Raw genomic sequence first — 26,329 nt, forward strand, 5'->3', positions numbered from 1 at the left:
ATATTATATTTACATATAGTGGAGATAACTAAATTTCTTTTATTAACTTTCTTCTTTTAAATAAGAAAAATACAATTGACACTTTTCTTTTCTATATGGTAAATTTATCTTACATTTCTTAAAGAGCATATCCGATAGGAATTCCTCTATTTGATATGTTGTTATATACATAATTGTGGACCCTTAGCTCAGCTGGTTAGAGCAGACGGCTCATAACCGTCCGGTCGTAGGTTCGAGTCCTACAGGGTCCATATCCATTTCGCATGTTTATTATGTTAGCAGGAAGCTTCCTTGTAGAAGGAAGCTTTTTTTACGGAATATATGAGCATTTTAATTGAAAAGAAGTGGGAATTTTGCTACTTTAATGATAGCAAGACAATGTGATTTATTTGTTTGCACCCTATGGCAATTAGGGTAGAATGAAGTTGTATGTCACTTAAGTGGCAATACATAAACTGGGAGGAATATAACAATGGCAAAACACGAATTACCAAATTTACCTTATGCGTATGATGCTTTAGAGCCTCACTTTGACAAAGAAACAATGAACATCCATCATACAAAACATCACAACACGTACATTACAAACTTAAACGCTGCTTTAGAAGGTCATGCAGAATTAGCTGACAAAAGCGTAGAAGAATTAGTTGCAAACTTAAACGAAGTACCAGAAGCAATCCGTACAGCAGTACGTAACAATGGTGGCGGACATGCTAACCATACATTCTTCTGGACAATCCTATCTCCAAACGGCGGAGGACAACCTGTAGGTGAACTTGCAACTGCAATTGAAGCAAAATTCGGTAGCTTCGATGCATTCAAAGAAGAATTCGCAAAAGCTGGCGCAACTCGCTTCGGTTCTGGTTGGGCTTGGTTAGTAGTAAACAATGGTGAGTTAGAAGTAACAAGCACTCCAAACCAAGATTCTCCTTTAACTGAAGGTAAAACTCCAGTTATCGGTTTAGATGTTTGGGAGCATGCTTACTACTTAAACTACCAAAACCGTCGTCCAGACTACATCGGCGCATTCTGGAACGTTGTAGATTGGAACGCTGCTGAAAAACGTTACCAAGAAGCAAAATAATCGTAATAAATATAGAAAAAGCTAGGGGAGAGCTCCTAGCTTTTTTCTATGCTTTCCTTTTACATAATTGGGCTTGTCTTTGGAAGACTAGAACATGAAGTAAAGGAGAGTTGTGTATGAAATGGAAACATATAATTGGTGACGTTGAAGTGAATCGGGATTTAGTGTTATTGCTCCTTATAGGAGGTTTATACACGCTCGCAATTTCTTTATCGAATACGTTTGTAAATATTTATTTATGGAAACAAACACAAAATTATGTGAATCTTGGCTTGTATAATTTAGCCAGCGTGGTATTACAGCCTCTCACATTTCTTGTAGGGGGAAAATTAGCGAAACGTATCGATCGCTCGATTTTATTACGAATAGGAGTAGGGACGCTCGCAATTTTTTTTATTGTTGTCTTAGTAGCAGGGAAAAGTGCTTCTCAGTATATTTTATTAATGGGGGCTCTTTTAGGAGTAGGATACGGTTTTTACTGGTTGGCTTTTAACTTATTGACATTTGAAATTACAGAACCAGAAACAAGAGATTTCTTTAATGGGTTTCTTGGACTTCTTACATCCTTCTCTGGAATGATTGGACCAATAGCAGCAGGATACACAATTTCACGTATGGAGAAATGGAGTGGCTATACTGTTATATTCTTTCTTTCATTAGTTCTATTTGCAATTGCTGTCGTCTTAAGCTTCTTTTTATCTAAAAGAGAATGTGAAGGGCGTTATGAAATCGTGCAAGTATTGAAAGAACGACGGATTGATAAAAATTGGGGAAAGATTACACGAGCTCATTTTTTCCAAGGATTGAGAGAAGGAACGTTTATTTTTGTCATTTCAGTATATGTTTATTTAGCAACTAATAGTGAGTTTGCATTAGGGAAATACAGTTTAGTGAACTCTGCTGTATCCTTTGTATGTTACTACTTAGTTGCTCGTATGTTAAAGAAGGAGTGGCGAAAAAAAGCAATTTTACTTGGAGGCATTATTTTATATGCTGTCGTCTTTTTAGTTATTTTCAATGTTACATACACGAAATTACTTATTTATGCGGCATGTATTGCAATTGCATATCCTATATTACTTGTTCCGTACGGATCAATGACATATGACGTAATTGGTAGAGCGAAAAATGCGAGAGAATGGCGTGTGGAATATGTCGTTGTTCGGGAGTTGTGGTTAAACGCCGGAAGAATCTGTTCCATTTTAAGTTTTTTATGTGCTGTACTATTCTTTCCACCTGAAAAAAGTTTACCTTACTTATTATGTATTTTAGGTGCTGGACATTTTCTTATTTATTTTGCAGTTAAAAATGTCAAATATGATGAGGGAAATGCGAGTAAAGCAAGTGTTGTAACGCAAGGGAACGCGCAAAACCAAACTGAACCAGAAGGTTAACTTCTCGTTTGTTTTATGCTAGAATAGAAAAAGATGTAAGACAGCAGTGAGGACACCTGTATGAAGGTGTCCCTTTCACATTACATAGCTGTTGGTAGAGGGGGTTTGTATGAGCAAGAAACAGAAGCAAAATAAGAAAAAGACCCACGTTCCTTTTCGGTTAAACGTGCTGTTTTTCTGCGTGTTTTTAATGTTCTCCGCGGTTATTGTAAGGCTCGGATATGTACAAATTGTTCGTGGTGAAGAATATAAGAATGAAGTGGAGAAGAAAGAAAACTCAACGATAAGTAATCCTGTACCGCGTGGGAAAATATTTGACCGTTATGGGCGAGCTGTAGTAGATAATGTAGCCATTCGTACTATTACATTTACAAAAATGAAAGGATCAACTGCAGAAGATCGCTTAGAAACAGCGAAAAAGCTAGCAGATTTGATTGAAGTACCGACAGATAAATTAACGGATCGCGATAAAAAGGATTATTGGCTTGCTATGCATAAAGAGGAAGCTAAAGAAAAAATTACGAATAAAGATCGTCAAGAGTTTAAAGATAAAAAAATTGATGATAAAGAATTAGACGAGCGCCAGCGAAGTCGTGTAACAGAAGAAGAGGTTAATCAATTATCCGCAAAAGATCTAGAAATACTAGCGATTAAGAGTAAGATGGATGGCGGATATGCAATGACACCTCAAGTTATTAAAAAGGATGCTACAGAAAAGGAATATTCGATTATTAGTGAAAACTTAGCAGCATTACCAGGTGTAGATACGAATGTTGATTGGGATCGAAAATATACGTACGATGATTTATTCCGAAGTGTACTTGGTGGGGTGTCGACATCTGATGAAGGCTTACCTAGAGAAAGACTAGATTACTATCTTGTTCGTGATTATAATCGAAATGACCGAGTAGGAAAAAGTTATCTTGAGCAACAGTATGAAGATAGCCTACACGGTACGAAAGCAGAAGTTAGAAATGTTACAGATAAAAACGGTAATATTTTAGAAACGATTAATGTATCAAAAGGACAAAGTGGTAATGACCTGAACTTAACAATTGATATGGAATTACAAAAGCGCGTGGAAGATATTCTTGCGAAGAATTTAATGAGGTTTAAAGGAAGCGAACCTCTTTTAGATCGCGCATTCGTTGTAATGATGAACCCAAAAAATGGCGAAGTTTTATCTATGGCGGGGAAACAATTAGTTAACGAAGATGGTCAAACGAAAGTAAATGACTTTGCATTAGGTACCATGACAAGTTCTTATCCGATGGGATCAACTGTAAAAGGTGCAACAGTACTTACTGGATATCAAACTGGTGCGATTCAACCAGGATCGGTGCAATTGGATGAACCAATTAAATTAAAAGGTACACCTACGAAGTCGTCTTGGAAAACGATGGGATACATTAATGACCTTACAGCTTTAAAAATGTCTTCTAACGTTTATATGTTTAAAACAGCGATGAATATCGCCGGTGTTCAGTATGTGAGAGGTGGTACGCTAGATATACCTCAAAAAGCATTTGATACGATGCGTTATTATTTCGGACAGTTTGGACTTGGTGTAAAAACAGGAATTGATTTACCGAATGAATCTGCTGGTCAGATGGGTAGAAGTAGTCAACCAGGTTTCTTACTAGATTTATCAATTGGACAGTATGATACGTATACACCGCTTCAATTAGCGCAATATATTTCGACGATTGCCAATGGCGGATATCGTATGCAACCACAAGTTGTAAAAGAAATTCGTCAACCGGCAGTGAAACCGGATGAAGTTGGGAAAGTTGTTCAATCTATGGAACCCAAAGTATTAAATCGTGTTGATATGCCAGAATCGCAAATTAAACGTGTTCAAGAAGGATTTAGACAAGTTTATAATGATTCAGGTGGTACAGCTACAAAATACTTTACAGGTGCAAAATATAAAGCGGCAGGGAAGACAGGTACCGCGCAAACTGTGTATGGCGGAGATAAAGAGATTGGTAGAAAGGCAAACGGTGAACGTGTGGAAACATATAACTTAACATTAGTAGGTTATGCGCCACTTGAAGATCCAGAAGTAGCATTCTCTGTTGTCGTTCCGTGGGTACATGATGATAAGACTGGTATTAATGGATATATTGGTCGTGAAATTATGGACGCTTACTTTGATTTAAAAAACAAAGAAGTAAATGGTGAAGCTCCAAAAGATGATAAAGACAATAAAAATAAAGAGCAAGATGATGAATAAAAAAGTTGTAAAAAAGCACACTATCTGAAAAGATAGTGTGCTTTTTTTTATGGTTTATGCATATCGTGTAATAAATGTGGACAAGTATACAACATTGAAAAAAACGCGGCCGTATAAATGATACTTGTATATGGTGGGATAGGGGATAAATATTTTATAGGGAAATCATCAGAGGAAATGAATAGCTACTACTGAATTGAAATTGTACCGTATGTTGATTTATGTGGAACTTTACAAAACTTTTACAAACAATTAAAACCGAATTAATAGTTTAGCAGTATTCTTATATCTGTAATCCTGTTATTTTCGGTTACTTCTAGGAGGAAGAACACGTGAAATGGATGCGTACACCGATTAAAGTTTTCGTATTATCAATATGGTTCCTCTGTTTTGAAATGTCTACTGCATTTGCTTTAAATGATACGGGAGAAGTGAGAGTTGATGGATCCTCAACGGTTTTTCCTATTATAGAAGCAGTAGCGGAGGAATATACAAAGGTGCATCCAGACGTGAAAATTTCCATCAGTATTTCTGGAACTGGGGGAGGATTTAATCGTTTCAGTAAAGGAGAAGTAGATATAAATAATGCTTCGAGAGTAATGAAACAAGTCGAGAAAAATGAAATGAAGAAAAACTCTATTCAGTTCAAACCTTTTGAGGTTGCTAACGACGGTCTTACGATTGTTGTGAATCGCCATAATACATGGGTAGACGATATGTCAGTAGACGAGTTACGACTACTTTGGAGTGAAGATGGAAGAGAGAAGCGATGGTCACAAATTCATTCAACATGGCCACGTGAACAAGTGAAGTTTTATGCACCAGGCGTAGACTCTGGTACGTATGATTATTTTCAAAATGTCATCTTACAAAATCATCGCATTGTAAAAAAAGTCTCTTTGTCTGAAGATGATCAAGTTATTATGCAAGGGGTAATGAATGATAAACATGCCATTGCTTTTGTAGGATATGCTTATTATATGGCTAATCGAGATAAGGTGAAAGCAATAAAAGTAAATGGTGTATTTCCGACGAAAGAGACCATTCAATCAGGTAAGTATGAGCCGTTATCTAGGCCGCTACTTACTTATGTGAATAATGCATCTATCCGAAATAAAATGAATGTAGCAAACTATGTTGAGTTTATGATTCAGCATGTCGGTAACCTCGCTGAAGAGGTCGGATATGTAAAATTAAGAAAAGAAAAATACAATGAACAGCTGCGTATGTTAACAGAAATAAAAAGGTAATGTCAGGGTGGAAAGGGGTTTTCATCTTTGGCTCATAATGACAAAAGTCAAATTACATTTTCTGTACAACATTTGATTGAAAGAAATACAAAACAAAGAAAAAAAACGCAGCGAATCAATCGAATAGTACCTTTATTACTAAAAATAATTGCTAGTGTTTCTATTGTGACGACACTTGGCATTGTTTTTACGCTCTCTAATGAAACAATCATGTTTTTTCAAAAAATATCATTATACTCCTTTTTGACGGAGAAAGAATGGTTACCATTTTTTGAAGACCCTAAATTCGGTATATTACCACTTATATGTGGAACGTTCCTTGTAACAGCAATTGCTATGTTTGTAGCAATTCCTATCGGTTTAGCGTGTGCCGTATTTTTAAGCGAATATGCTTCAAATAGTGCACGGAAAATATTAAAGCCGATGTTAGAGCTATTAGCAGGTATCCCGACAATTGTATATGGTTTTTTTGCATTAACAGTTGTTACACCGCTTTTACAAAGGATTATACCAGATTTACAGTTTTTTAATGCGATTAGTCCAGGAATCGTTATCGGATTTATGATGATGCCTACAATTGCATCTCTATCTGAAGATGCGATGAGAGCTGTGGCGAAAGGGACGAAAGAAGCTTCATTAGCACTCGGAGCGACGCGGTTTGAAATGGTAAAACAAGTGGTGTTTCCGTCCGCTTTTACAGGGATTATGGCAGCAATTATATTAGCAGCTTCTCGTGCGATTGGTGAAACGATGATCGTTGTAATTGCAGCAGGATCCACACCAAATGTATCGCTTGATCCGACACATTCTATTCAAACGTTAACAGCCTATATTGTGCAAGTAAGTTTAGGTGATGCTCCGCATGGAACGATTACGTATTACAGCATGTATGCTGTAGGTGCAACATTATTTTTGTTTACCTTTATTATGAACATCATTTCGCAGTCAATTATGCGCCGTTTTAGGAGGATGACATAATATGCGAATGTTGAATCATAAAAAAATACAAAAAAATATGGCATCACGCTTTTTAAAAGATCGAATTTACAAATTGTTATTTTATATAGCAATTTTATTTTCAATCGTAATTTTGTTTTTGTTACTGTTTCAAATTGTTGAAAAAGGTATAAGTTATCTTTCAATAGATTTCTTTACAAATTTCGCTTCACGTAATCCGAAAGAAGCTGGTATTGCTGCAGCTTTGTCAGGGACAATATTATTTATGAGTATTGTTATACCTGTTTCTTTTATATTTGGAGTTGGAACAGCACTTTATTTAGAGCAATATGCGAAGGAATCTATATTTAAAAAAATAATAGAGATTAATAATCAAACGTTAGCAGGAGTACCATCCGTTGTATTTGGATTGCTTGGTTTAACTATTTTTGTATATGCTCTTCATTTAGGAGAGAGTATAGTTGCAGCAGCATTGACGATGAGTCTACTCGTTTTACCAACAGTTGTTGTGGCGAGTCAAGAAGCAATTCGATCAGTACCAAGTGTTTTATTAGAGGGTTCTTACGGATTAGGTGCTACGAAGTGGCAAACGATGTATCAAATTGTATTGCCATATGCTTTCCCAGGGATTATAACGGGCTGTACGTTAGCGATATCAAGAGCAATTGGAGAGGCTGCACCACTATTAGTTATTGGGGCACTTGCGTTTGCAAATTATGTTCCATTTAGTATGTTTGATAGATTTACAGTTCTACCAATTCAAATTTTTAATTGGATGAGTAGGCCACAAGAAGAATTTCAGTATGTAGCAGCAGCTGGGATGATTGTTTTGTTAGGTTTGTTGCTATTTATCAATATATTTGTTTTATGGTTACGAAATCGAAAATAAGTTGGAAGTGGATGAAAGGGGAATTCAAATGGTAGCAACAGTAGTAAATGTACAGGTGAAAAACGAAGAGAAAATCGAGACTGCGCCAAAGAAGGTAGTATTTGATACGAAAAATTTAAATTTATGGTACGGGGAAGACCATGCTTTAAAAGATATTAATTTAAGTATTCATGAGAATGAAGTTACAGCCATTATCGGTCCAAGTGGCTGTGGTAAATCAACGTACTTAAAAACATTAAATCGCATGGTAGAGTTAGTACCGATCGTTCGAACTACAGGTGTAATTGAGTATAGAGAACGCAATATATTTGATAAATCATATCCAGTTGAAGAATTAAGAACGCATGTAGGAATGGTGTTCCAAAAGCCAAATCCATTTCCAAAATCTATTTATGAGAATGTAACATACGGTCCAAAAATCCATGGTATTCGTGACAAAAAGACATTAGATGAAATTGTTGAAAAAAGTTTACGTGGAGCAGCGATTTGGGATGAGTTAAAAGATCGTTTGCACGATAATGCATACGGTTTATCTGGTGGACAGCAACAGCGTCTATGCATCGCACGCTGCTTAGCTATTGAGCCAGACGTTATTTTAATGGATGAGCCAACATCGGCATTAGACCCAATTTCAACATTAAAAGTAGAAGAATTAATTCAAGAGCTAAAGAAAGATTTTAGTATTGTTATCGTAACGCATAATATGCAACAAGCAGCGCGTATTTCAGACAAAACAGCTTTCTTCTTAAGCGGGGAAGTTGTGGAGTATACAGATACAAACAAATTATTTACGACTCCTTCAGATAAGCGTACAGAAGATTATATTACAGGTCGCTTTGGTTGATATCGTTTCAAAGCTAAGAGCAAATGCCCTCTTAACAGAGGGCATTTCTTATTTTATCTTACTGTTAATAAAGAAGTAATACTTCTCCTTATCTTAAGTTTTATTACAAGCGTAAGAGGCTATGTAGGAGATTTACCCCGCTATTTGCGGGCAGTAAGACCCCCACCTTAAAATTTAGCGAAAGCAAAGAAGTTAGGGAGGGGATCTTGCTGCCTATCAAATCCCGATTGATGAGGGTTGATTAAAGTTTCACTTTTATATAATGGCACATAATATTGAGGGGGAAGAAAAATGGTAAGAGAACAGTTTCAAGGTGATTTAAAAGCGTTACAGCAAAAGGTGATTGAGCTTGGAGAATTAGCAAATGCGGCTTTATTGATTGCTATGGAAGGTCTGCATACAAGAGATGTAGAGAAAGCGTTAGAGGTCATTGATGGTGATTACCGCATGGATAATTTAGAAGAGGAAATAAACGATCTTGCGCTTATGCTCATTACGAAGCAGCAACCTGTAGCAAGTGACTTAAGAAGGATTTTTATTTCAATTAAAACAGCGACAGATTTAGAGCGCATTGCAGATCATGCTGTTAATATTGCAAAGGCTACAATTCGTCTTGGGGAAAAAGAAGTGGCTGTTAGTTTGCACAACCTAGATGAAATGTTTGCGGTTGCAAATGAGATGTTGCATTTAGCGTTAGAAGCATATGAACAAGAAAATTTAACTTTTGCGAAACAAATTGCTGAAATGGATGATTCCGTTGATGAAATATATGGAAAAGCAATTCGTGAGTTTATATCTTCAGTTCCGGAACAACCAGAAGCAATTACGCAAATTACACAATTATCATTTGTCGCGAGATATATTGAGCGTGTAGCAGATCATATTACAAATATTGCTGAAAATGTCTTTTATTTAGTAAAAGGAAAGCATTATTTATTGAATGAGTAGGAATGAAAGTAGGTGATGAGAAATCACCTGCTTTTTTTAGTCAAAACATGACAAAAAAAGCTCGTTGTTTCCTTTAGTTTATGATGATAAGATGTATCATAATGTAATGGAAAAATTAGTATATATGTTTGTCGTTAATAAGTATTATTTACCAATTTATAGTAAGCGCTTTCTTGTTGTTTGAAATGTACGTTTTTATAGGTTAGAAATTTAATTATATAGTCTTCTAAATGAGGATGTGTTTAACTAATCAAGTTTATGCTGCTAGTTCATGTGGGATAGGGAATATACATATGGTATATGGAGTTACTGAACATTATATAAGTGGAGGCTGAAGTATATGAAGGGGGTTATTTTAGCTGGAGGAAAAGGAAGGCGCCTTAGACCATTAACATGTAATACTCCAAAGCCGATGTTACCATTATTAGAAAAACCAGTTTTAGAATATAATATTGAGTTATTACGCCAGCATGGTATTCGTGAAATTGCAATTACTGTTCAATATATGAGTACGACCATTAAGCAATATTTTGGTGACGGTAGTAAATGGGGAGTTAACTTGTATTATTTTGAAGACTCTCCTCCGCTTGGCACAGCAGGGAGTATTAAACAAGCAGAACAATTTTTAGATGAAACATTTGTTGTGATAAGCGGGGATGCATTAACTGACTTTCAATTATCAGAAGGAATTAGGTTTCATGAACAAAAGAAAAGAATGGTAACAATGTTTGTGAAAGAAGTAGAAAATCCACTCTCATTTGGATTGGTTGTAATGAATAAAGACCAGGAGGTTACACGATATATAGAAAAGCCGGGCTGGAATGAGGTAGTATCTAATGTTGTGAATACAGGCATATATATTATGGAGCCAGAAGTCTTTTCTTACATACCGCCTAGGCAATTTTTTGATTTCAGTCATGATGTGTTTCCGTTATTGGCAAACAAAAATGTGTTATTCGCATATTTGTCAGAAGGTTATTGGTTAGATATCGGCACATTTAATCAATATCGACAAGCACAATTTGATTTGTTAACGAAAAAGTTACAAGTACCTATTCCTTATACAGAAGTATTACCGATGGTATGGATGGGAGAAGGGGTGACGATTGGTAAAGGGACGAAAATTCATGGCCCCTCTTTTATTGGAGAAGGAGCAAAGATTGGTACAGGAGCTGTAATTGAGCCATATTCTATTATTGGGAAAAATAGTATCGTTTCAAATTATTCTCATCTTCAAAAAAGTATTGTTTTTGCAAATGCCCACATTGGGAAGTATTGTGAACTATTAGAAACGACAATAGGAGAGCGTACAATAGTTGAAGATGATGTTACACTGTTTCAAAAAAGTGTTGTAGCGGATCACTGTCACATCGGAAGAAGTACGGTAATTAAGCAAAAAGGAAAACTATGGCCTTATAAGGCGATTGATAGTCATTCGATAGTAGGAGCGGCTGGTATTCAAGAGAGTGAAATGAGTGCAGGGTGGTTACAAAAAAGCCGCATTGTAGGAAGAGGGAATGTTGAAATTACTCCCCAGTTTATCGTGAAGATTGCGATGGCGTATGGTTCTCTTTTTAAAAAAGGAGAAAGTATATTAATTGGAAGTCAAGAAAATATAGAAACAACCTCTTATAAAAATTTATTTTTACATGCTATTCATGGTATAGGGATTCATACGATGGAATGTAAAGAAATGAACGAGTCACTTTTTCAATATAGTGTTCATCATTTGCAATGTGCAGGTGGGGTTTTCATTCAAGTGGAGAATGAGAATGAGATTGTTATAAAGTTGTATGGTCAAGCTGGCATGCCGTTAACGTATAAGCAGCAAAAAGAGATAGAACAAGTATATATGTCCGAATTGTTTTATTACGTGCATGAGAAAGAGATGGGGCGAAATAAGCTGGTTCATGTTTCTATGAATGAGTATATAGAAGTTATATTGGGGCATATTGATATCGAGAAAATACAGATGCAGAAGTTTCATCTTCTTATTAATAAGAGAAATGATACGTTGCAACATTTACTTATGCTCTTTCTACAAAGACTTGGTTGTACAGTTACATGGATTTATGCAAGCGAACAAAAAGATCATGTGAAAGCTTTGATGAAATCAAGTAAAGCGAATATGGCTCTTATGTTTTCTGAGCAAGGAAATCATTTCGAGTTATACGATAAACATAGTAATATTTACCAAGGTACAGATTTGGAAGAGGTCGATATTCCAGATTTCTTACTCGAATCGACAGGAAATATTTACCCAATGTCTTTGAAGTTAGGAGAATGTTATCTTCTATTTTATACGCAGGATGAAAGAAAGTCGTTTCAAGTAAGGTGGAAGCGAGATATCTTATATCGGATTGGAAAATTATTCGAGCTAATAGCATTGCAAGGAAAAACGTTTCTCAGCATAGTAGAGCAATCACCTCCGCTCTATTTACTTTATGATGAAGTGGTATGTTCATGGAATGAAAAAGGGGAAATTATGAGGAAATTATTGGATGATATAGAAAGGAAGGGAGAAGGTATATTTGAAGGAGTACAGTTCAAATATACTGAAAAAGAGTGGTCTTATATCGTTTCTGACACAAAACAACCAAAATTTTTGGTGTATTCACATGCTAGAAACCCAGTAATAGCAAGGGAAAATATGAAAAATCTTATAGAAAAAATTAGACAATATCAAAAGGTGTAGAATTTTTATTTTAAAAGTGGTATTATAGTATAGTCTGATTTAAGTTATTAGTACTGGAGGGAAATAAGAATGCGTGTGAATATTACTCTAGCATGTACAGAATGCGGAGATCGTAACTATATCTCAAAGAAAAATAAACGTAACAACGCTGAGCGTATCGAGCTTAAAAAGTATTGCAAGCGTGACAAGAAGTCTACGTTACACCGTGAAACAAAGTAAGCAGTAGGAATATTTTCCTACTGTTTCTTTTTTTATTCGATTCCTATGTTAAAAGTGATACACTATCAGCATAGAGTAAAGTGTCACTGTAAGGGGGAGAATGTGTGAAAGCAGAGAAAGTACGTTTACGTAAACAAATAATAGAACACATGAATTCTTTATCAGAAGAACAGTATACAACTTTATCAGAACAGATTGCATTTTCGTTGTATGCGCAAAAAGAGTGGGTTGAAGCTAAAACAATTGGAATTACTCTTTCAATGGAAAATGAAGTGAATACATATCCTATTATCGAAAAAGCTTGGGAAGAAGGAAAGAAAGTTGTAGTTCCTAAGTGTAATAAAGGAACTAGAACGATGTCCTTCCGGCAAATTAATGATTTTGATCAATTAGAAACGGTGTATATGAATTTACGTGAACCGATTCCCGGACTTACGGAAGAAGTGAATATGGATGAAATTGATCTTCAAATTGTCCCAGGCGTAGCTTATACAGAACGAGGAGAGCGAATTGGGTACGGCGGTGGCTATTATGATCGTTATCTCGTGCATTATAAAGGGAAAACGCTGTCATTAGCGTATGATTTTCAAATGGTAAAACACATTCCAGTAGAGCCATTTGATAAAAGCATAGAAAAAATTATTACAGAAAAAGGAACACTGCTTATAAATAAGCTTGTATAGACAAATAAAAATTGACGAGACTTTTTCTTCTTGATTATAATAAAATATGTGAACGTTTTCTTATTATAATTTTTTATAGTAAGTGAGCATAGAGGGTGATGAAATGGTATCTATTTATGATATTCAGCAATTGCTAAAGAAATTTGGTACGATTATTTATACGGGAGATCGAATTGCAGATTTACAATTAATGCAAGATGAATTGCGTGAATTAAATCAATCACAGCTAATCGATCCACAAGACTATCAAACAGCTTTATTTTTATTGAAGCAAGAAATTCAAAAAGAGCTAAATAAGAATTAGATAAAGGTAGGTAAGCAACATGGAAGAGAAATGGTTAGTTGGTGTTGACCTTGGTGGTACAACGATTAAATTAGCATTTATTAATGTATACGGTGAAATTTTACATAAGTGGGAAATCCCTACGAATACAGGTGAGCAAGGAAAACATATTACACTTGATGTTGCGAAAGCAATTGATAAAAAGCTAGAAGAATTAGGCGAATTGAAGAGCAAATTAATTGGTATTGGTATGGGAGCTCCTGGTCCTGTACATGTGGCGTCTGGAATGATTTATGAAGCGGTTAATTTAGGATGGAAAAACTATCCGCTAAAAGATTTATTAGAAGTAGAAACAGGATTACCTGTTGTTATTGATAATGATGCGAACTTAGCAGCGCTTGGTGAAATGTGGAAAGGTGCTGGTGAAGGTGCAAAAGATTTAATCTGTATGACACTTGGTACGGGCGTTGGTGGTGGTGTAATCGCCAATGGTGAGATTGTACACGGCGTGAGTGGTGCTGCTGGTGAGATTGGACATATTACAGTCGTTACAGAAAATGCTTTCCCATGTAATTGCGGGAAGTCTGGTTGCTTAGAAACAGTAGCATCTGCGACAGGTATTGTACGTGTTGCTATGCAAAAAATACAAGAGACTAATAAAGAGAGCGTGTTGCGTTCTATGTTAGCTGAAGAAGGACGTATTACATCAAAAGATGTCTTTGAAGCACTTGGACAAGGTGATGAATTAGCAGGTGAAGTAGTAGAAAAAGTAGCTTCTTATTTAGGATTAGCTGTAGCGAACCTTTCTAGTACATTGAACCCAGAGAAAATTGTTATTGGTGGAGGCGTGTCTAAAGCTGGAGATGCGCTATTAGAACCAATTCAACGCTATTTCGAGCAATACGCTTTCTCACGTGCTGTAAAGAGCACGAAGTTAGCTATTGCAACACTTGGTAATGATGCAGGTGTTATCGGAGGAGCTTGGCTTGTAAAAAAGCACAAATACGAAGCGAAGATGATATAAGTTGTGAAATATGAAAAGAGGAAGGGGGAACCCTTCCTCTTTTTGTGTAAAATCTCGATGAAGAATAAAGTGTAAACGAATTAAGCTGCTGGTGGATACCCGTTATATAGAACAGTCATGATCGTAAACCATCCGAAAACGAGTACAGTTGCAATTGCAAAGCAGCTCGCGAAAAAGTTTTTTTCACGAAGTGTTCTAAGCGTAGCAAATACAGCTAACAGAGTGACAAGTGTAAAAATAATAACAAGGCCCATACAATATCCTCCTCTGTCTACCCATTTCTTATTATGAGTTTTTGGAATATTTACTCTTTTATATTGTACATGTTTTAAAAATGATTGTCGAGATAGCATCCTTTCTTTTCCTCAGAGAAAGAAATGTTGTATCATTAAAAGTAAGTTTTTAATAACTGGAGGAGATTTTTATATGAAATGGATACAAATGCCGTTAGGCCCATTACAAACAAATGCTTATATTTTAATGAACGATCAAAAAGAGTGCATTATCTTTGACCCTGGTCATGAAGGTGAAAAGCTCGTTACATATTTACAAGAAGAACAATTAAAACCATTGGCTGTTTTATTAACACATGCTCACTTTGATCATATCGGTGCTGTTGATGCCGTAAGAGACGCTTTTTATATTCCTGTGTACGTACATAAAGAAGAAGCAGATTGGTTAGGAGATGCAACTGTAAACGGCTCTCAAATTTTTATGATGAACCGCAGTATTACAGCAAAACCAGCGGATCATATTATTGATGCAGAAGGTACATTAACAATTGGATCATTTAATTTTGAAGTTTTTGAGACACCAGGACATTCTCCAGGAAGTATTTCTTATTATAGTAAAGAAGCGAATGCTGTATTCTCAGGAGATGTATTGTTCCAAATGAGCATTGGAAGAACAGATTTGCCTGGTGGAAGTTTTGCTGAATTAATTGGAAGTATTGAAGAGAAATTATTTGTATTACCAGATGAAACAGCGGTGTTATGTGGACATGGTCCAGAAACAAGCATTGGCTTTGAAAAAGAAAATAATCCGTTTTTACAATAAGGAGTCATTATGGGAATGGAGCTCATTTTAAGAGAATGGATGGGGAAAGAAAAGGATTATTCAATTTCATATAGTACGTATATGAACCTTGTATTGTATACGGAGGGTCATGGATATTATATGAAAGAACGTGAAAAGATTGGAAGACAAGGGGATTTTTTTACAAGTAGCAATGTATCCTCTGTTTTTGCAAAAACTTTTGCTAAACTTTTTATTCGTCTTGTTGAAAATGGTGAAGTTGCTTCGAATATTTGTGAGGTTGGTGGGGGAACAGGGAAGTTTGCCTATGATGTTTTACAAGAATGGAAGCAATTATCTCCAAACACCTTTATTAATTTAAACTATTCAATGATTGAAGTGAGCCCTTTTCATAGGAAATTACAGCAGGAGCAACTTGGCTCATTTTCTAATGTATCGTACTATACCTCCTATAGTGAAATGGGAGATTCTTTCGAGGGAATTCTTTTTTCGAATGAGTTGTTTGATGCATTTCCTGTTGAAGTAATTGAGAAAAGAAATGGTATATTGTATGAAGTACGTATTACATATACAGAAGAAGGAAACCTTTCAGAAGTATGTAGGCCGTTAAATAAAAGAATTGGTCGCTATTTATTGAAATATAATATTTATATTGCTGAAGGGCAACGTTTTGAAGTACCAATTGTTATGGAGGAGTATATAAAAGAAATTTCGAAATGGTTTCAAAAAGGTATATGTATCACAGTTGATTACGGATACACAAAAGAAGAATGGATGCATCCAGCACACCGCGAAGGAAGTTTGCGAGGATATTATCAGCATAAGCTAATGCGTAACCCACTAGCGCATCCAGGTGAAATGGATCTTACTACTCATGTTCATTGGGACGAGCTAAAGGAGATCTTTAGTATGCAAGGAATGAGTGCAGTATGGCATAAGAAACAATCTGAGTTCTTGTTAGCTGCAGGGATATTAGAACAGCTTACGAGCCATCAAGATACGAATCCTTTTTCTGAAACGCAAAAACAAAATCGAGCAGTTCGTTCTATGATTTTAAATGGAGGAGTAGGGAGTTCGTTTGATGTTGTTATACATACAAAAGATATGCAACATTTACATTTGGATCGGTATGTAACAATATAAAAAACAAGACACAGTATATACTGTGTCTTGTTTTTTAATACGACTTATGTAGTATTATATATTTCCTCTCATGATATATATTTATATTAAAGATATGAGATAAAAAATATAGAATACGTTCTTTTTCTGCGATTATTAGTCCCTAACCTAATAATACGCGAACGAGTTGAATGATTGTTTCATTCTCTACTTTGTAATAAATTTCCAATCCTTTTCTTTCACTAGAAACGATTTTAGCGCTTTTTAATTTTGCTAAATGCTGTGAAATTGTAGATTGTGGCATGTTTAAGCCAGTATACATTGTAGAAACGTTGCTTGGACCGCGCTCGATTAATCCTTTTACGATACATAAACGAACAGGATGAGCTAGCACTTTTAATAATTCTGCATTACTTTCATATAGTTCTAATTCTTTTTGAAAGGTTTCTAACATGTTCTTTTCCACCTCCGTGTGAGCTATTATACCATACTATACATACCAAAAATTTAAAGAAAAGAAAATAGTTGTTGCAGAAAAAAAGTCCTAAAGTAAAGAAATTGTAAGAAAAGAGACCCGGATGTAAATAAAATAGGTAAATTAGCATGTTTTTGTAAAATGACATTTTTGGGTGAAAATTTCGATGCGTTTTAAAAATTGAAAGATATAGATATATTTGTAACACAATTTTATCATGATTTTCTTATTCTTTCAAATGAATATACGAAATTTTTAAAATAATATGACAAAGGAATTATAATGATATATATAGAATATAAAACAGGTTAAAAGAAAAGAAGCTGAATGTCATTCGCTTCTTTATGGTGATAATGAAATATTTGATTACGGCTGATAAATCTTAGGATGATCAAGTCATTAGTCATTTATTCTAAAATTCATCTTTTAGCAACGTTAAAAATCTGTGATTCCATATGTTCTCATAAAAATCAATTGTCTCTTTTGCGGACATAAAAGGATTATTCAACGTAGAGGTTGTTTTCTGTCCCATAAAGTTTTCGTATCCTAGTCCGTGGGCAAACTTAATCGTTGCATCCATACAGTACTCTGTTTGGGCGCCACAAAATTCAATGCGATTTACAGATAATTGATCTAAAATTTCTTTTAAGTTTGTTTTATAAAATGAATTTGCATGTGTTTTTCTTACAAAAAAATCTTGTTCTTGAACATCTAGATCGGTATGAATAGCCCAAAGTTCTTTCTCGGGTACTAAATCATCATCACAATGTTGAACAAAAAGGATTGGTTTATTTAATTTTCTATATGAAGAAATTCTTTTATTTACTTTTTTTAGTAAGTTCTGTAAATCAAATAAATGCTCCTCGCTATAACATACGCCATTTTGTAAATCGATAACGATTAAAATATCTGCACAAGTATCCATTATTTTCACCCCTTTTTATTTCTTAATATATCAATTAATCCATTATTTAGAAATAGATGATATACTTTTATTTTTTATGGACTATAAGAAAAGAAGAAATTCAAATGAATATAGCTAAACCGCATAAAAAGAAGATATGAAAACCTAATCTCATATCTTCTTTTTCTCTATGCATTTACAGGTTCTTCTACATAAGAAAGGGCATTTTCAAAATCGGATATTAAATCGTTAACATTTTCAAGACCGACTGATAACCGAAGTAATGAATTAGAGATTCCTCTTTTATCACGAGCTTCTTGCGACAGTGCTGCATGTGACATTTTTGCTGGATAAGAAAGAATTGACTCTACAGCTCCTAAACTAACTGCAAAAACAGGCAATTTTACTTTTGATAAAAATTTGCGGAGTGCATCTTCTGACTGCAAAGTAAACGATAAGACCGCTCCAGCTGATGTTGCTTGAGATTGTTGAATATCAAATCCGAGATGAGTTTGTAATCCCGGATAATAGACATTTTTTACTTTAGAGTGCTCTTGTAAATAATGTGCGATTTTATTGGCATTTTTAGCTGAATGTTCGAGGCGTACATGCAATGTTTTTAGACCGCGAAGTACGAGAGAACAATCTTGAGGTCCTAAAATAGCACCGAATGCATTTTGTAAAAATCCAAGCTTTTGAGCGAGTTCTGAATCTTTTACTACTGCTAATCCGGCAGTAACATCACTATGACCAGCAATAAATTTTGTAGCACTATGAAGAACGACATCAGCTCCAAGTTCAAGTGGTTTTTGGAATAGTGGTGTCAAAAATGTATTATCAACAAAAGTAAGAGCCCCAATAGATTTTGCGAGTTTAGAAACCTCGCGAATATCTGTCACTTTTAAAAGTGGGTTAGAAGGTGTTTCTACATAAAAGAGCTTTGTATTTGGTTTAATGTTTTGTTTTATTTCTTCTAAATTGGTCATATCAACAAATGTATGTGAAACACCGTAACGGGAGAGTACCTCAGTTATCACTCGGTAAGTGCCTCCGTACACATCTTCTGAAATGAGTACGTGATCACCTTGTGAAAGAAGGAGGAATGCAGTGGAAATCGCTGCAATGCCTGATGCAAAGGCGAATCCTTTTGTTCCGCCTTCTAATAAAGCAATGATATCTTCAAGAGCTTCACGAGTTGGATTTCCTGACCTGCTATAGTCATATTTTCCGAACGTATCTACATCAAACTGGTGAAAAGTTGATGTGTTATAAATAGGAACGTTCACAGCGCCTGTTTGCGAGTCGTGTTTATATTGGTTGTGTAGTAAGAGTGTATCTATAGAATAGCTCATATTCTTACACCTTCTTTTACGAGTTTAATTGCTTGCTTTAAGTCTTGAATTAAATCGTTACTATTTTCAATGCCAACTGAGAATCGAAGAAGACGATTGCATACGCCGTTTGCTGTTCTAATTTCTTCAGGAATATCAGCATGTGTTTGCGTTGCTGGATAAGTCATTAAACTTTCTACACCACCAAGACTTTCGGCAAATGTAATTAAGGATAAAGATTGTAAGAATGGATTAATCCAAGCTTCATCTTTAAGGCGGAATGAGATCATGCCGCCTCTTCCTGGATAAAATACATCTGTCACCCCGTCTTCATCATTTAAATACGCAACAACTGCTTTCGCATTTTCTTCATGTTGCCTCATGCGAAGCGCTAACGTTTTCATACCGCGAATTAATAACCATGAGTCAAATGGGCTTAAAACTGCACCTGATGCATTATGATAATGAGCGATTTCCTCGCAAAGTTCCTTTCCTTTTGCAACGACAAGCCCGCTTAGTACATCGTTATGTCCCCCTAAATATTTCGTTGCGCTATGAAGTACAATGTCAGCACCTTCTGTTAATGGTTGCTGTATATAAGGTGTGTAGAAAGTGTTGTCTACAATAAGGAGTAGTCCGTTCCTTTTCGCTACAGTTGCGACAGCAGCAATATCAGTAACTTGCATTAATGGATTAGTTGGAGTTTCTATGAAAATAGCCTTCGTTTCAGTTGTGATAGCTTGCTCAATTTGTTTAATAGACTGTGTATTTACGTATCTACATCGAACATTCCACTTTTTTTCATGCTCAGAAAATAATCGATACGTTCCCCCGTATAAATCTTCAGATACAATAAGTTCGTCTCCAGAGCGGAATAGAGAAAGGACGAGGAGAACAGCCGCCATCCCTGAACTACAGGCATAACCTTGTTCGCCATATTCTAAGTCTGCGATCGCCTGTTCTAAAAGACCTCGAGTTGGATTGCCAGTTCGTGAATAGTCAAAGCCAGTAGATTTACCAATTCCTTCGTGACGATAAGCGGTTGAGAAATAAACTGGTGGATTAACCGTTCCGGTTGTAGTTTCACTGCGATTTCCGATTTGTGCTAGTTTTGTTTCGATTGTTGACATATGAAAATTCCTCCTTTTTAAATTGAAACATTAAGTGAATATAAAATAAAAAAAGCCTTCTAAGAAGAAGGCTTTCGGTTTGAATAGAGTCTTCTTCTCATCTGTCAAATCTTTCACAATTTGCTGGAATTAGCACCTTATTAACAAAATGTTAATGGTTGCTGAGGCGTCACAGGGCCAGTCCCTCTACCTCTCTAGATAAGAATGTTCGTATGAAATTTTTATTATGTTTTTAACTTTACAATAAAATATAACTGAATTGCAACTTTATTTTAAATAATTTTTATTTTCCCGCAAGTGTCATTGACTTTTACTTTTGTGCATGCTAAATTTATTAAAAAATTAACAAACATTGTTAAAAGGGGAACGCATTTCCTTTTAGCTACATAAATAAAATAATAAAGACAACTCTTATTGAGAGCGGTGGAGGGAAAGGCCCTGTGAAACCCGGCAACCTTCAAACGAAATGTTTGAAACGGTGCTAATACCTGCAAAACGAATGTTTTGCATAATAAGAGGAGGAACGATTATGTCCCCCTCTTCAAAGTGAAGAGGGGGTTTTTATATTGATAGAAATGAGGGAGAGTCGTGAAATTACTAGATTTATTATCAAAAGGAATTGTAATAGGTGATGGTGCGGTTGGGACGTTATTGCATTCACATGGTTTGCAAAGTAGCTTTGAAGAATTGAATGTATCTGATCCAGACTTAATTATATCGATTCATAAACAATATGTAGCTGCTGGAGCAGATGTAATTCAAACGAATACGTATGGAGCAAATGAGGCGAAATTACGTATGTATGGTTTAGAAAATCAAGTTACAGAAATTAATAGAGCGGCAGTAAAACTAGCGAAAGCATCTGTGACAGATAAAAATGCAATTTTAGGAACAATTGGTGGTATGAAACATATCGGAGCTGTTACAACGACTGATATGGAAAGAGAGTTTATGTTACTTGAACAGGCAGGGGCTTTACTAGAAGAACAGGTTGATGGATTACTATTAGAAACTTTTTACGATGAATTTGAATTACTTCATGCCGTTAAAGTATTGCGTAAGCAAACGAATATTCCAATTGTTGCGCAATTAGCGTTACATGAAGCAGGTACGACTCAAAATGGAAATGATGTCAATGAAATATTAAAGCAACTTATAGATTACGGTGCAAATGTTGTTGGATTGAATTGTCAACTAGGGCCGCTTCATATGACGGAAGCTTTCAAAATGATATCGATTCCTCAAAATGGCTATTTATCAGCATACCCAAATGCAGGCCTCCCGAATTATGTGGATGGACGTTACGTATATGAGGGAAGCCCAGCTTATTTTGAAGCGATGACACCGAGATTTATTGAGCAAGGTATTCGGTTATTGGGTGGTTGTTGTGGTACGACTCCAGAACATATTCAAAGTATGAAGCGCGCTGTTGCGAATATTACCCCTGTAATAGAAAAAGACACGATTCAAAGGCCGAAAGTCGTTCATACGCATGAGAAACGTTCGAAGGCTCACGTCACTCTAGCAGAGAAAGCGAAAAAACAAACGACAGTTGTAGTGGAATTAGATCCACCGAAAACGTTAGATACACAGCGTTTTTTTGAAGGAGCAAGAGCGTTAAAAAGAGCGGGAGCAGATGCTATTACTCTAGCAGATAATTCATTAGCATCGCCTCGTGTTTCTAATATGGCGATGGGTGCGTTATTAACGAAGCATGATATCCCAGTATTGACGCATTTAACGTGTAGAGATCATAACGTCATTGGACTACAATCTCATTTGTTAGGTTTATCGGCGTTAGGGATGGAAGAAGTGTTAGCTTTAACTGGTGATCCAGCGCGCGTTGGTGATTTTCCCGGTGCCACTTCTGTATATGATTTATCCTCTATTGAGCTTATTAAAATGATTAAAGAAATGAACGATGGACGTTCAATTTTAGGGAAATCAATTGGACCGGCGACAAGGTTTTCTGTAGGCGGCGCATTTAATCCTCACGTGAGGCACTTAAAAGCAGCGGTTAAGCGAATGGAACGAAAAATAGATGCTGGAGCGGAGTATTTTTTAACTCAGCCAATTTACGATATCAAGTTAATTGAAGAAGTGTATGAAGCGACAAAGCATTTGGAACAACCTATTTTTATTGGAATTATGCCGTTAGTAAGTAAGCGGAATGCAGATTTTCTTCATTTTGAGGTGCCGGGTATTACTCTTCCTGAAGAAATAAGAGAGAGAATGGATGGACATGAAACGAAAGAGGCAGCAATTGAGGAAGGGATCCGCATTTCACAAGAATTGGTCGACGCAGCGATGAAATATTTTAATGGTATTTATCTTATTACACCATTTTTAAAGTATGAAATTACAGAACATCTTGTTAAATATGTAAGAGAAAAGCAAGAAGTGAAAGAAGGTATTAATTGATGAAGTGTATAGAAGAAAAATTAAAAAATAGCATTTTAATATTAGATGGTGCAATGGGGACAATGATTCAGCAAGAGGATTTAACTGCTGAAGATTTCGGAGGAGAAGAGTACGAGGGCTGTAATGAATATTTAGTGGAAACAAGACCAGACGTTATTTTAAAGATTCATAAAGCTTATATTGAAGCTGGAGCGGATATTATTGAAACAAATACATTTGGGGCAACGAATATTGTACTAAGTGATTATGATCTGTCTCATTTAGATGAAGAAATAAATGAAAAGGCAGCACTTTTGGCGAAGCAAGCTGTTAAAGAAAGCGGGAAGGAAGTATATGTTGCGGGAGCGATGGGACCAACAACGAAAGCAATTAGTGTTACAGGTGGTGTGACTTTTGAAGAATTGATTGAGGCTTATACAAGGCAGGCACGAGGATTATTAAAAGGAGCAGTTGATGTATTACTCGTTGAGACGAGTCAAGATATGCGTAACGTGAAAGCAGCTTATATTGGAATTCAAGCCGCTTTTGAAGAACTGAAAAAAACGGTTCCTATTATGATTTCAGGAACGATTGAGCCAATGGGAACGACTCTGGCTGGGCAAACAATTGAAGCTTTTTATTTATCAGTAGAACATATGAAACCATTATCTGTTGGGCTAAACTGTGCGACTGGTCCGGAGTTTATGAGGGACCATATTCGTTCACTATCTGATTTATCGGAGTGTTACATTTCTTGTTATCCAAATGCAGGTCTTCCTGATGAAGATGGACATTACCATGAATCTCCATCTTCTCTTGCTGAAAAGGTGAAGCGATTTGCTGAAGAAGGATGGGTTAATATTATTGGTGGTTGTTGTGGCACGACACCAGAACATATAAAAGCAATGAAATCCGCGCTAGCATCTCTTAGGCCTCGTGACCATCATGAGAGAGAAGGACATGGAATTAGTGGATTAGAAGCACTGCAATATGATGAGTCTATGAGACCGTTATTTGTAGGTGAAAGAACGAATGTTATTGGGTCACGTAAATTTAAACGCTTAGTAGCAGAAGGGAAATTTGAAGAGGCTGCTGAAGTGGCAAGAGCGCAAGTGAAGAAAAATGCTCATATTATTGACATTTGTATGGCAGATCCTGATCGCGATGAAATAGAAGATATGGAAAACTTCTTAGCAGAAGTTACGAAAGTTTTAAAAGTACCGATTATGATTGATTCAACAGATGAAAATGTGATGGAGCGAGCTCTTACTTATATTCAAGGAAAAGCTGTTATTAATTCAATTAATTTAGAAGATGGAGAAGAACGATTTAAAAAAGTGACACCGCTTCTTCAAAAGTATGGTGCCGCTATAGTTGTAGGAACAATTGATGAAGACGGTATGGCGGTTAGTGCGGAACGAAAGATAGAAATTGCGAAAAGAAGCTATGAATTACTTACAAAGAAGTATGGGATACGCCCGTCAGATATTATTTTTGATGCACTTGTGTTTCCAGTAGGGACAGGTGATGAAGAATATATTGGCTCAGCGGCAGCGACTATAGAAGGAATTCGCCTTATTAAAGAAGCGTTACCAGAGTGTTTAACGATTTTAGGTGTAAGTAACATATCATTTGGTTTACCACCGGCTGGACGTGAAGTATTAAATTCAGTCTTTTTATATCATGCTACGAAAGCAGGATTAGATTACGCGATTGTGAATACGGAAAAATTAGAACGCTATGCGTCGATTCCAGAGGAAGAAAAACGCCTTGCAGATGCATTACTGTTTGAAACGACGAAAGAGACGTTAGAAGAATTTACAAACTTTTACCGAGTTGCTAAAAAGAAAGATGTCGTTGTGCAAGAAACGTTAACGCTTGATGAAAGACTAGCAAATTATATTGTAGAAGGTACGAAACAAGGATTACACGAGGATTTAAGTCTTGCACTTGAAGAAGGAAGAAAACCTCTTGATATTATTAACGGTCCGCTTATGACAGGGATGGACGAGGTAGGACGACTATTTAATAATAATGAACTTATTGTTGCTGAAGTATTGCAAAGTGCCGAAAGTATGAAAGCCGCTGTAAGCTATTTAGAGCCACATATGGAATCTAGTGATAGTGCGAAAAAAGGGAAAGTATTGTTAGCAACAGTAAAAGGTGATGTGCATGATATTGGGAAAAATCTCGTTGAAATTATTTTAGCGAATAACGGATATGAGATTATTAATTTAGGAATTAATGTACGTTCGGATCGAATTGTTCAAGAAGTACAAGAAAAGAAGCCGGACATTATAGGCCTTTCAGGTTTATTAGTAAAATCAGCTCAACAAATGGTAACGACTGCTGAAGATTTAAAAGCGGCAAATATTGATGTGCCCATTGTTGTAGGTGGTGCAGCGTTAACGAGAAAGTTTACAGATAATCGGATTTCACCATCATATAAAGGACTCGTTTGTTATGCGAGTGATGCGATGACGGGGCTCGATATTATTAATAAGCTTCAAAAAGAAGAAGAGCGTGAGAAGATGAAGCAGGATAAAAAAGAACGTCATCTTCATATCGTAAAAAAAGAGGAGAAGAAAGTAGAAATTCCAGCAGTAATTGAGCCATTACCAAAATCAGAGGTTATGGTGCCTGATTCAACAAAACGAATTGTATTACGAGATGTTCCCGCCCTTCATCTCGCACCATTTCTGAATAGACAAATGCTACTTGGGCATCACCTTGGATTAAAAGGAAATGTGAAGAAGCTTTTGAAAGAGGGAGATAAGAGAGCACATGAATTAAATGATTTAATAGATGAATTATTGCAGGAAGGACAATCTTGGTTAAAGCCGAAAGCAGTGTATCAATTTTTCCCAGCGCAAAGCGACGGACAAAACATTGTAATATATGATCCAGAAGATCATACGCGTGTTATAGAGCGTTTCACATTCCCTAGACAAGGAAAGGCTCCCTATCGTACTTTAGGTGATTATTTGCGCCCAATAGGAGATGAGATGGACTATGTTGCTTTCTTATCTGTTACGGTTGGGGAAGGAGTTCGGGATATTGCTGAAGAGTGGAAGGCGAAAGGTGATTACCTACGTAGTCATGCCATTCAATCGTTAGCGCTTGAATTAGCGGAAGGACTTGCTGAAAAAACACATATGCTCATTCGTGACCGCTGGGGCATTCCGGACTCACCTGAACTGACGATGGAAGAACGTTTCCGTACGAAATATAGAGGAATACGAGTGTCATTTGGTTATCCGGCGTGTCCAGAACTTGCAGATCAAGAAAAGCTATTTCGCTTAATTCATCCAGAGGAAATAGGTATTTCATTAACAGAAGGATTCATGATGGAGCCAGAAGCGTCCGTAACGGCTATGGTATTTTCTCACCCTGAGGCAAGATATTTTAGTGTATTATAGTCTAGAA

22 protein-coding genes, 1 tRNA gene and 2 riboswitches are annotated in these 26,329 nt (G+C 36.1%); of the genes, 18 read left to right on the top strand and 5 right to left on the bottom strand.

Annotated elements, in window-relative coordinates; genetic code table 11:
- Positions 1 to 177 precede the first annotated feature (177 nt).
- The 14 genes from MR112_RS06355 to glcK all read left to right on the top strand — a co-directional run bounded on the left by MR112_RS06355 (position 178) and on the right by glcK (position 14,506).
- Positions 178 to 251: transfer RNA gene (locus MR112_RS06355), tRNA-Ile, on the top strand.
- 221 nt (positions 252 to 472) lie between these two features.
- On the top strand, positions 473 to 1,084 hold the full coding sequence (sodA, locus tag MR112_RS06360; RefSeq protein WP_001052031.1) for a superoxide dismutase [Mn]: 612 nt from the start codon (positions 473 to 475) through the stop codon (positions 1,082 to 1,084).
- Between the two features lie 116 nt (positions 1,085 to 1,200).
- Complete coding sequence (locus MR112_RS06365) at positions 1,201 to 2,478, top strand: MFS transporter (RefSeq protein ID WP_000871384.1); 1,278 nt, start codon at positions 1,201 to 1,203, stop codon at positions 2,476 to 2,478.
- Positions 2,479 to 2,587: 109 nt separating this feature from the next.
- Entirely contained in the window at positions 2,588 to 4,714 is a 2,127-nt protein-coding gene (locus tag MR112_RS06370) for a peptidoglycan D,D-transpeptidase FtsI family protein (protein ID WP_000038977.1), read from the top strand.
- Between the two features lie 332 nt (positions 4,715 to 5,046).
- Complete coding sequence (locus MR112_RS06375; RefSeq protein WP_242244865.1) at positions 5,047 to 5,964, top strand: PstS family phosphate ABC transporter substrate-binding protein; 918 nt, start codon at positions 5,047 to 5,049, stop codon at positions 5,962 to 5,964.
- 27 nt (positions 5,965 to 5,991) lie between these two features.
- Positions 5,992 to 6,942 (top strand): phosphate ABC transporter permease subunit PstC, encoded by a 951-nt coding sequence (pstC, locus tag MR112_RS06380; RefSeq protein WP_000940918.1) that lies wholly within the window; start codon positions 5,992 to 5,994, stop codon positions 6,940 to 6,942.
- Between the two features lies 1 nt (position 6,943).
- A complete protein-coding gene (pstA, locus tag MR112_RS06385) occupies positions 6,944 to 7,810 on the top strand; it encodes a phosphate ABC transporter permease PstA (RefSeq protein ID WP_001242555.1) in 867 nt (288 codons plus the stop codon).
- A gap of 28 nt (positions 7,811 to 7,838) precedes the next feature.
- Positions 7,839 to 8,654 carry a phosphate ABC transporter ATP-binding protein gene (pstB, locus tag MR112_RS06390; RefSeq protein WP_000226686.1) on the top strand — a complete coding sequence of 272 codons (816 nt, stop codon included), beginning with the start codon at positions 7,839 to 7,841 and terminating at the stop codon, positions 8,652 to 8,654.
- Positions 8,655 to 8,945: 291 nt separating this feature from the next.
- Complete coding sequence (phoU, locus tag MR112_RS06395) at positions 8,946 to 9,602, top strand: phosphate signaling complex protein PhoU (protein WP_000251240.1); 657 nt, start codon at positions 8,946 to 8,948, stop codon at positions 9,600 to 9,602.
- A gap of 340 nt (positions 9,603 to 9,942) precedes the next feature.
- A complete protein-coding gene (locus tag MR112_RS06400; protein WP_000679342.1) occupies positions 9,943 to 12,297 on the top strand; it encodes a sugar phosphate nucleotidyltransferase in 2,355 nt (784 codons plus the stop codon).
- Between the two features lie 69 nt (positions 12,298 to 12,366).
- Positions 12,367 to 12,516 (top strand): 50S ribosomal protein L33, encoded by a 150-nt coding sequence (rpmG, locus tag MR112_RS06405; RefSeq protein ID WP_001265616.1) that lies wholly within the window; start codon positions 12,367 to 12,369, stop codon positions 12,514 to 12,516.
- Between the two features lie 104 nt (positions 12,517 to 12,620).
- Positions 12,621 to 13,199, top strand: coding sequence for a 5-formyltetrahydrofolate cyclo-ligase (locus MR112_RS06410; RefSeq protein ID WP_242244866.1), 579 nt, complete (start codon positions 12,621 to 12,623; stop codon positions 13,197 to 13,199).
- Between the two features lie 103 nt (positions 13,200 to 13,302).
- On the top strand, positions 13,303 to 13,503 hold the full coding sequence (locus MR112_RS06415) for a YqgQ family protein (protein WP_000253699.1): 201 nt from the start codon (positions 13,303 to 13,305) through the stop codon (positions 13,501 to 13,503).
- 19 nt (positions 13,504 to 13,522) lie between these two features.
- Positions 13,523 to 14,506, top strand: coding sequence for a glucokinase (gene glcK / locus MR112_RS06420; RefSeq protein ID WP_000391704.1), 984 nt, complete (start codon positions 13,523 to 13,525; stop codon positions 14,504 to 14,506).
- Between the two features lie 80 nt (positions 14,507 to 14,586).
- Here glcK and MR112_RS06425 read toward each other — a convergent pair whose 3' ends face one another.
- Positions 14,587 to 14,760: a DUF2759 domain-containing protein gene (locus MR112_RS06425; protein ID WP_242244867.1), complete on the bottom strand. Its 174-nt coding sequence runs from the start codon at positions 14,758 to 14,760 to the stop codon at positions 14,587 to 14,589.
- A gap of 172 nt (positions 14,761 to 14,932) precedes the next feature.
- Between MR112_RS06425 and MR112_RS06430 the strand changes: the two genes are divergently transcribed.
- Both MR112_RS06430 and MR112_RS06435 read left to right on the top strand, forming a co-directional pair.
- Positions 14,933 to 15,562: an MBL fold metallo-hydrolase gene (locus tag MR112_RS06430; RefSeq protein WP_000871231.1), complete on the top strand. Its 630-nt coding sequence runs from the start codon at positions 14,933 to 14,935 to the stop codon at positions 15,560 to 15,562.
- Positions 15,563 to 15,571: 9 nt separating this feature from the next.
- Positions 15,572 to 16,684, top strand: a complete 1,113-nt coding sequence (locus MR112_RS06435) for a class I SAM-dependent methyltransferase (RefSeq protein ID WP_226368598.1) — start codon at positions 15,572 to 15,574, stop codon at positions 16,682 to 16,684.
- A 142-nt stretch (positions 16,685 to 16,826) separates the two neighbouring features.
- On the opposite strand, the gene MR112_RS06440 is transcribed toward MR112_RS06435, so the two are convergent.
- From MR112_RS06440 to metI, 4 genes are all read right to left on the bottom strand, one after another.
- A complete protein-coding gene (locus MR112_RS06440; RefSeq protein WP_000894377.1) occupies positions 16,827 to 17,117 on the bottom strand; it encodes an ArsR/SmtB family transcription factor in 291 nt (96 codons plus the stop codon).
- Between the two features lie 433 nt (positions 17,118 to 17,550).
- Positions 17,551 to 18,063, bottom strand: a complete 513-nt coding sequence (locus MR112_RS06445) for a cysteine hydrolase family protein (RefSeq protein ID WP_000379155.1) — start codon at positions 18,061 to 18,063, stop codon at positions 17,551 to 17,553.
- 167 nt (positions 18,064 to 18,230) lie between these two features.
- Positions 18,231 to 19,394, bottom strand: coding sequence for a cystathionine beta-lyase (metC, locus tag MR112_RS06450; RefSeq protein WP_000122299.1), 1,164 nt, complete (start codon positions 19,392 to 19,394; stop codon positions 18,231 to 18,233).
- Positions 19,391 to 20,503, bottom strand: a complete 1,113-nt coding sequence (metI, locus tag MR112_RS06455) for a cystathionine gamma-synthase/O-acetylhomoserine thiolyase (RefSeq protein WP_000103897.1) — start codon at positions 20,501 to 20,503, stop codon at positions 19,391 to 19,393. Before metI ends, metC begins: the two co-directional genes overlap by 4 nt.
- A 94-nt stretch (positions 20,504 to 20,597) precedes the next feature.
- Positions 20,598 to 20,708, bottom strand: a riboswitch (SAM riboswitch).
- A gap of 203 nt (positions 20,709 to 20,911) precedes the next feature.
- Positions 20,912 to 21,021, top strand: a riboswitch (SAM riboswitch).
- Between the two features lie 70 nt (positions 21,022 to 21,091).
- Between metI and MR112_RS06460 the strand changes: the two genes are divergently transcribed.
- Together MR112_RS06460 and metH are read left to right on the top strand one after the other, a co-directional pair.
- Entirely contained in the window at positions 21,092 to 22,924 is a 1,833-nt protein-coding gene (locus MR112_RS06460; RefSeq protein ID WP_000770352.1) for a bifunctional homocysteine S-methyltransferase/methylenetetrahydrofolate reductase, read from the top strand.
- Entirely contained in the window at positions 22,924 to 26,322 is a 3,399-nt protein-coding gene (gene metH, locus MR112_RS06465) for a methionine synthase (protein ID WP_074554861.1), read from the top strand. Before MR112_RS06460 ends, metH begins: the two co-directional genes overlap by 1 nt.
- Positions 26,323 to 26,329 lie beyond the last annotated feature (7 nt).

Source organism: Bacillus cereus group sp. BfR-BA-01330, assembly GCF_022663885.1.
GTDB classification, from domain to species: Bacteria; Bacillota; Bacilli; order Bacillales; family Bacillaceae_G; genus Bacillus_A; species Bacillus_A cereus.

What these genes read in the sequence shown, in the direction of transcription:
- sodA (WP_001052031.1), top strand. Translation starts at nt 473, where the DNA reads ATGGCAAAACACGAATTACCAAATTTACCTTATGCGTATGATGCTTTA.
- MR112_RS06365 (WP_000871384.1), top strand. Translation starts at nt 1,201, where the DNA reads ATGAAATGGAAACATATAATTGGTGACGTTGAAGTGAATCGGGATTTA.
- MR112_RS06370 (WP_000038977.1), top strand. Translation starts at nt 2,588, where the DNA reads ATGAGCAAGAAACAGAAGCAAAATAAGAAAAAGACCCACGTTCCTTTT.
- pstA (WP_001242555.1), top strand. Translation starts at nt 6,944, where the DNA reads ATGCGAATGTTGAATCATAAAAAAATACAAAAAAATATGGCATCACGC.
- pstB (WP_000226686.1), top strand. Translation starts at nt 7,839, where the DNA reads ATGGTAGCAACAGTAGTAAATGTACAGGTGAAAAACGAAGAGAAAATC.
- phoU (WP_000251240.1), top strand. Translation starts at nt 8,946, where the DNA reads ATGGTAAGAGAACAGTTTCAAGGTGATTTAAAAGCGTTACAGCAAAAG.
- MR112_RS06400 (WP_000679342.1), top strand. Translation starts at nt 9,943, where the DNA reads ATGAAGGGGGTTATTTTAGCTGGAGGAAAAGGAAGGCGCCTTAGACCA.
- rpmG (WP_001265616.1), top strand. Translation starts at nt 12,367, where the DNA reads ATGCGTGTGAATATTACTCTAGCATGTACAGAATGCGGAGATCGTAAC.
- MR112_RS06415 (WP_000253699.1), top strand. Translation starts at nt 13,303, where the DNA reads ATGGTATCTATTTATGATATTCAGCAATTGCTAAAGAAATTTGGTACG.
- glcK (WP_000391704.1), top strand. Translation starts at nt 13,523, where the DNA reads ATGGAAGAGAAATGGTTAGTTGGTGTTGACCTTGGTGGTACAACGATT.
- MR112_RS06425 (WP_242244867.1), bottom strand. Translation starts at nt 14,760, where the DNA reads ATGGGCCTTGTTATTATTTTTACACTTGTCACTCTGTTAGCTGTATTT.
- MR112_RS06430 (WP_000871231.1), top strand. Translation starts at nt 14,933, where the DNA reads ATGAAATGGATACAAATGCCGTTAGGCCCATTACAAACAAATGCTTAT.
- MR112_RS06435 (WP_226368598.1), top strand. Translation starts at nt 15,572, where the DNA reads ATGGGAATGGAGCTCATTTTAAGAGAATGGATGGGGAAAGAAAAGGAT.
- MR112_RS06440 (WP_000894377.1), bottom strand. Translation starts at nt 17,117, where the DNA reads ATGTTAGAAACCTTTCAAAAAGAATTAGAACTATATGAAAGTAATGCA.
- MR112_RS06445 (WP_000379155.1), bottom strand. Translation starts at nt 18,063, where the DNA reads ATGGATACTTGTGCAGATATTTTAATCGTTATCGATTTACAAAATGGC.
- metC (WP_000122299.1), bottom strand. Translation starts at nt 19,394, where the DNA reads ATGAGCTATTCTATAGATACACTCTTACTACACAACCAATATAAACAC.
- metI (WP_000103897.1), bottom strand. Translation starts at nt 20,503, where the DNA reads ATGTCAACAATCGAAACAAAACTAGCACAAATCGGAAATCGCAGTGAA.
- metH (WP_074554861.1), top strand. Translation starts at nt 22,924, where the DNA reads ATGAAGTGTATAGAAGAAAAATTAAAAAATAGCATTTTAATATTAGAT.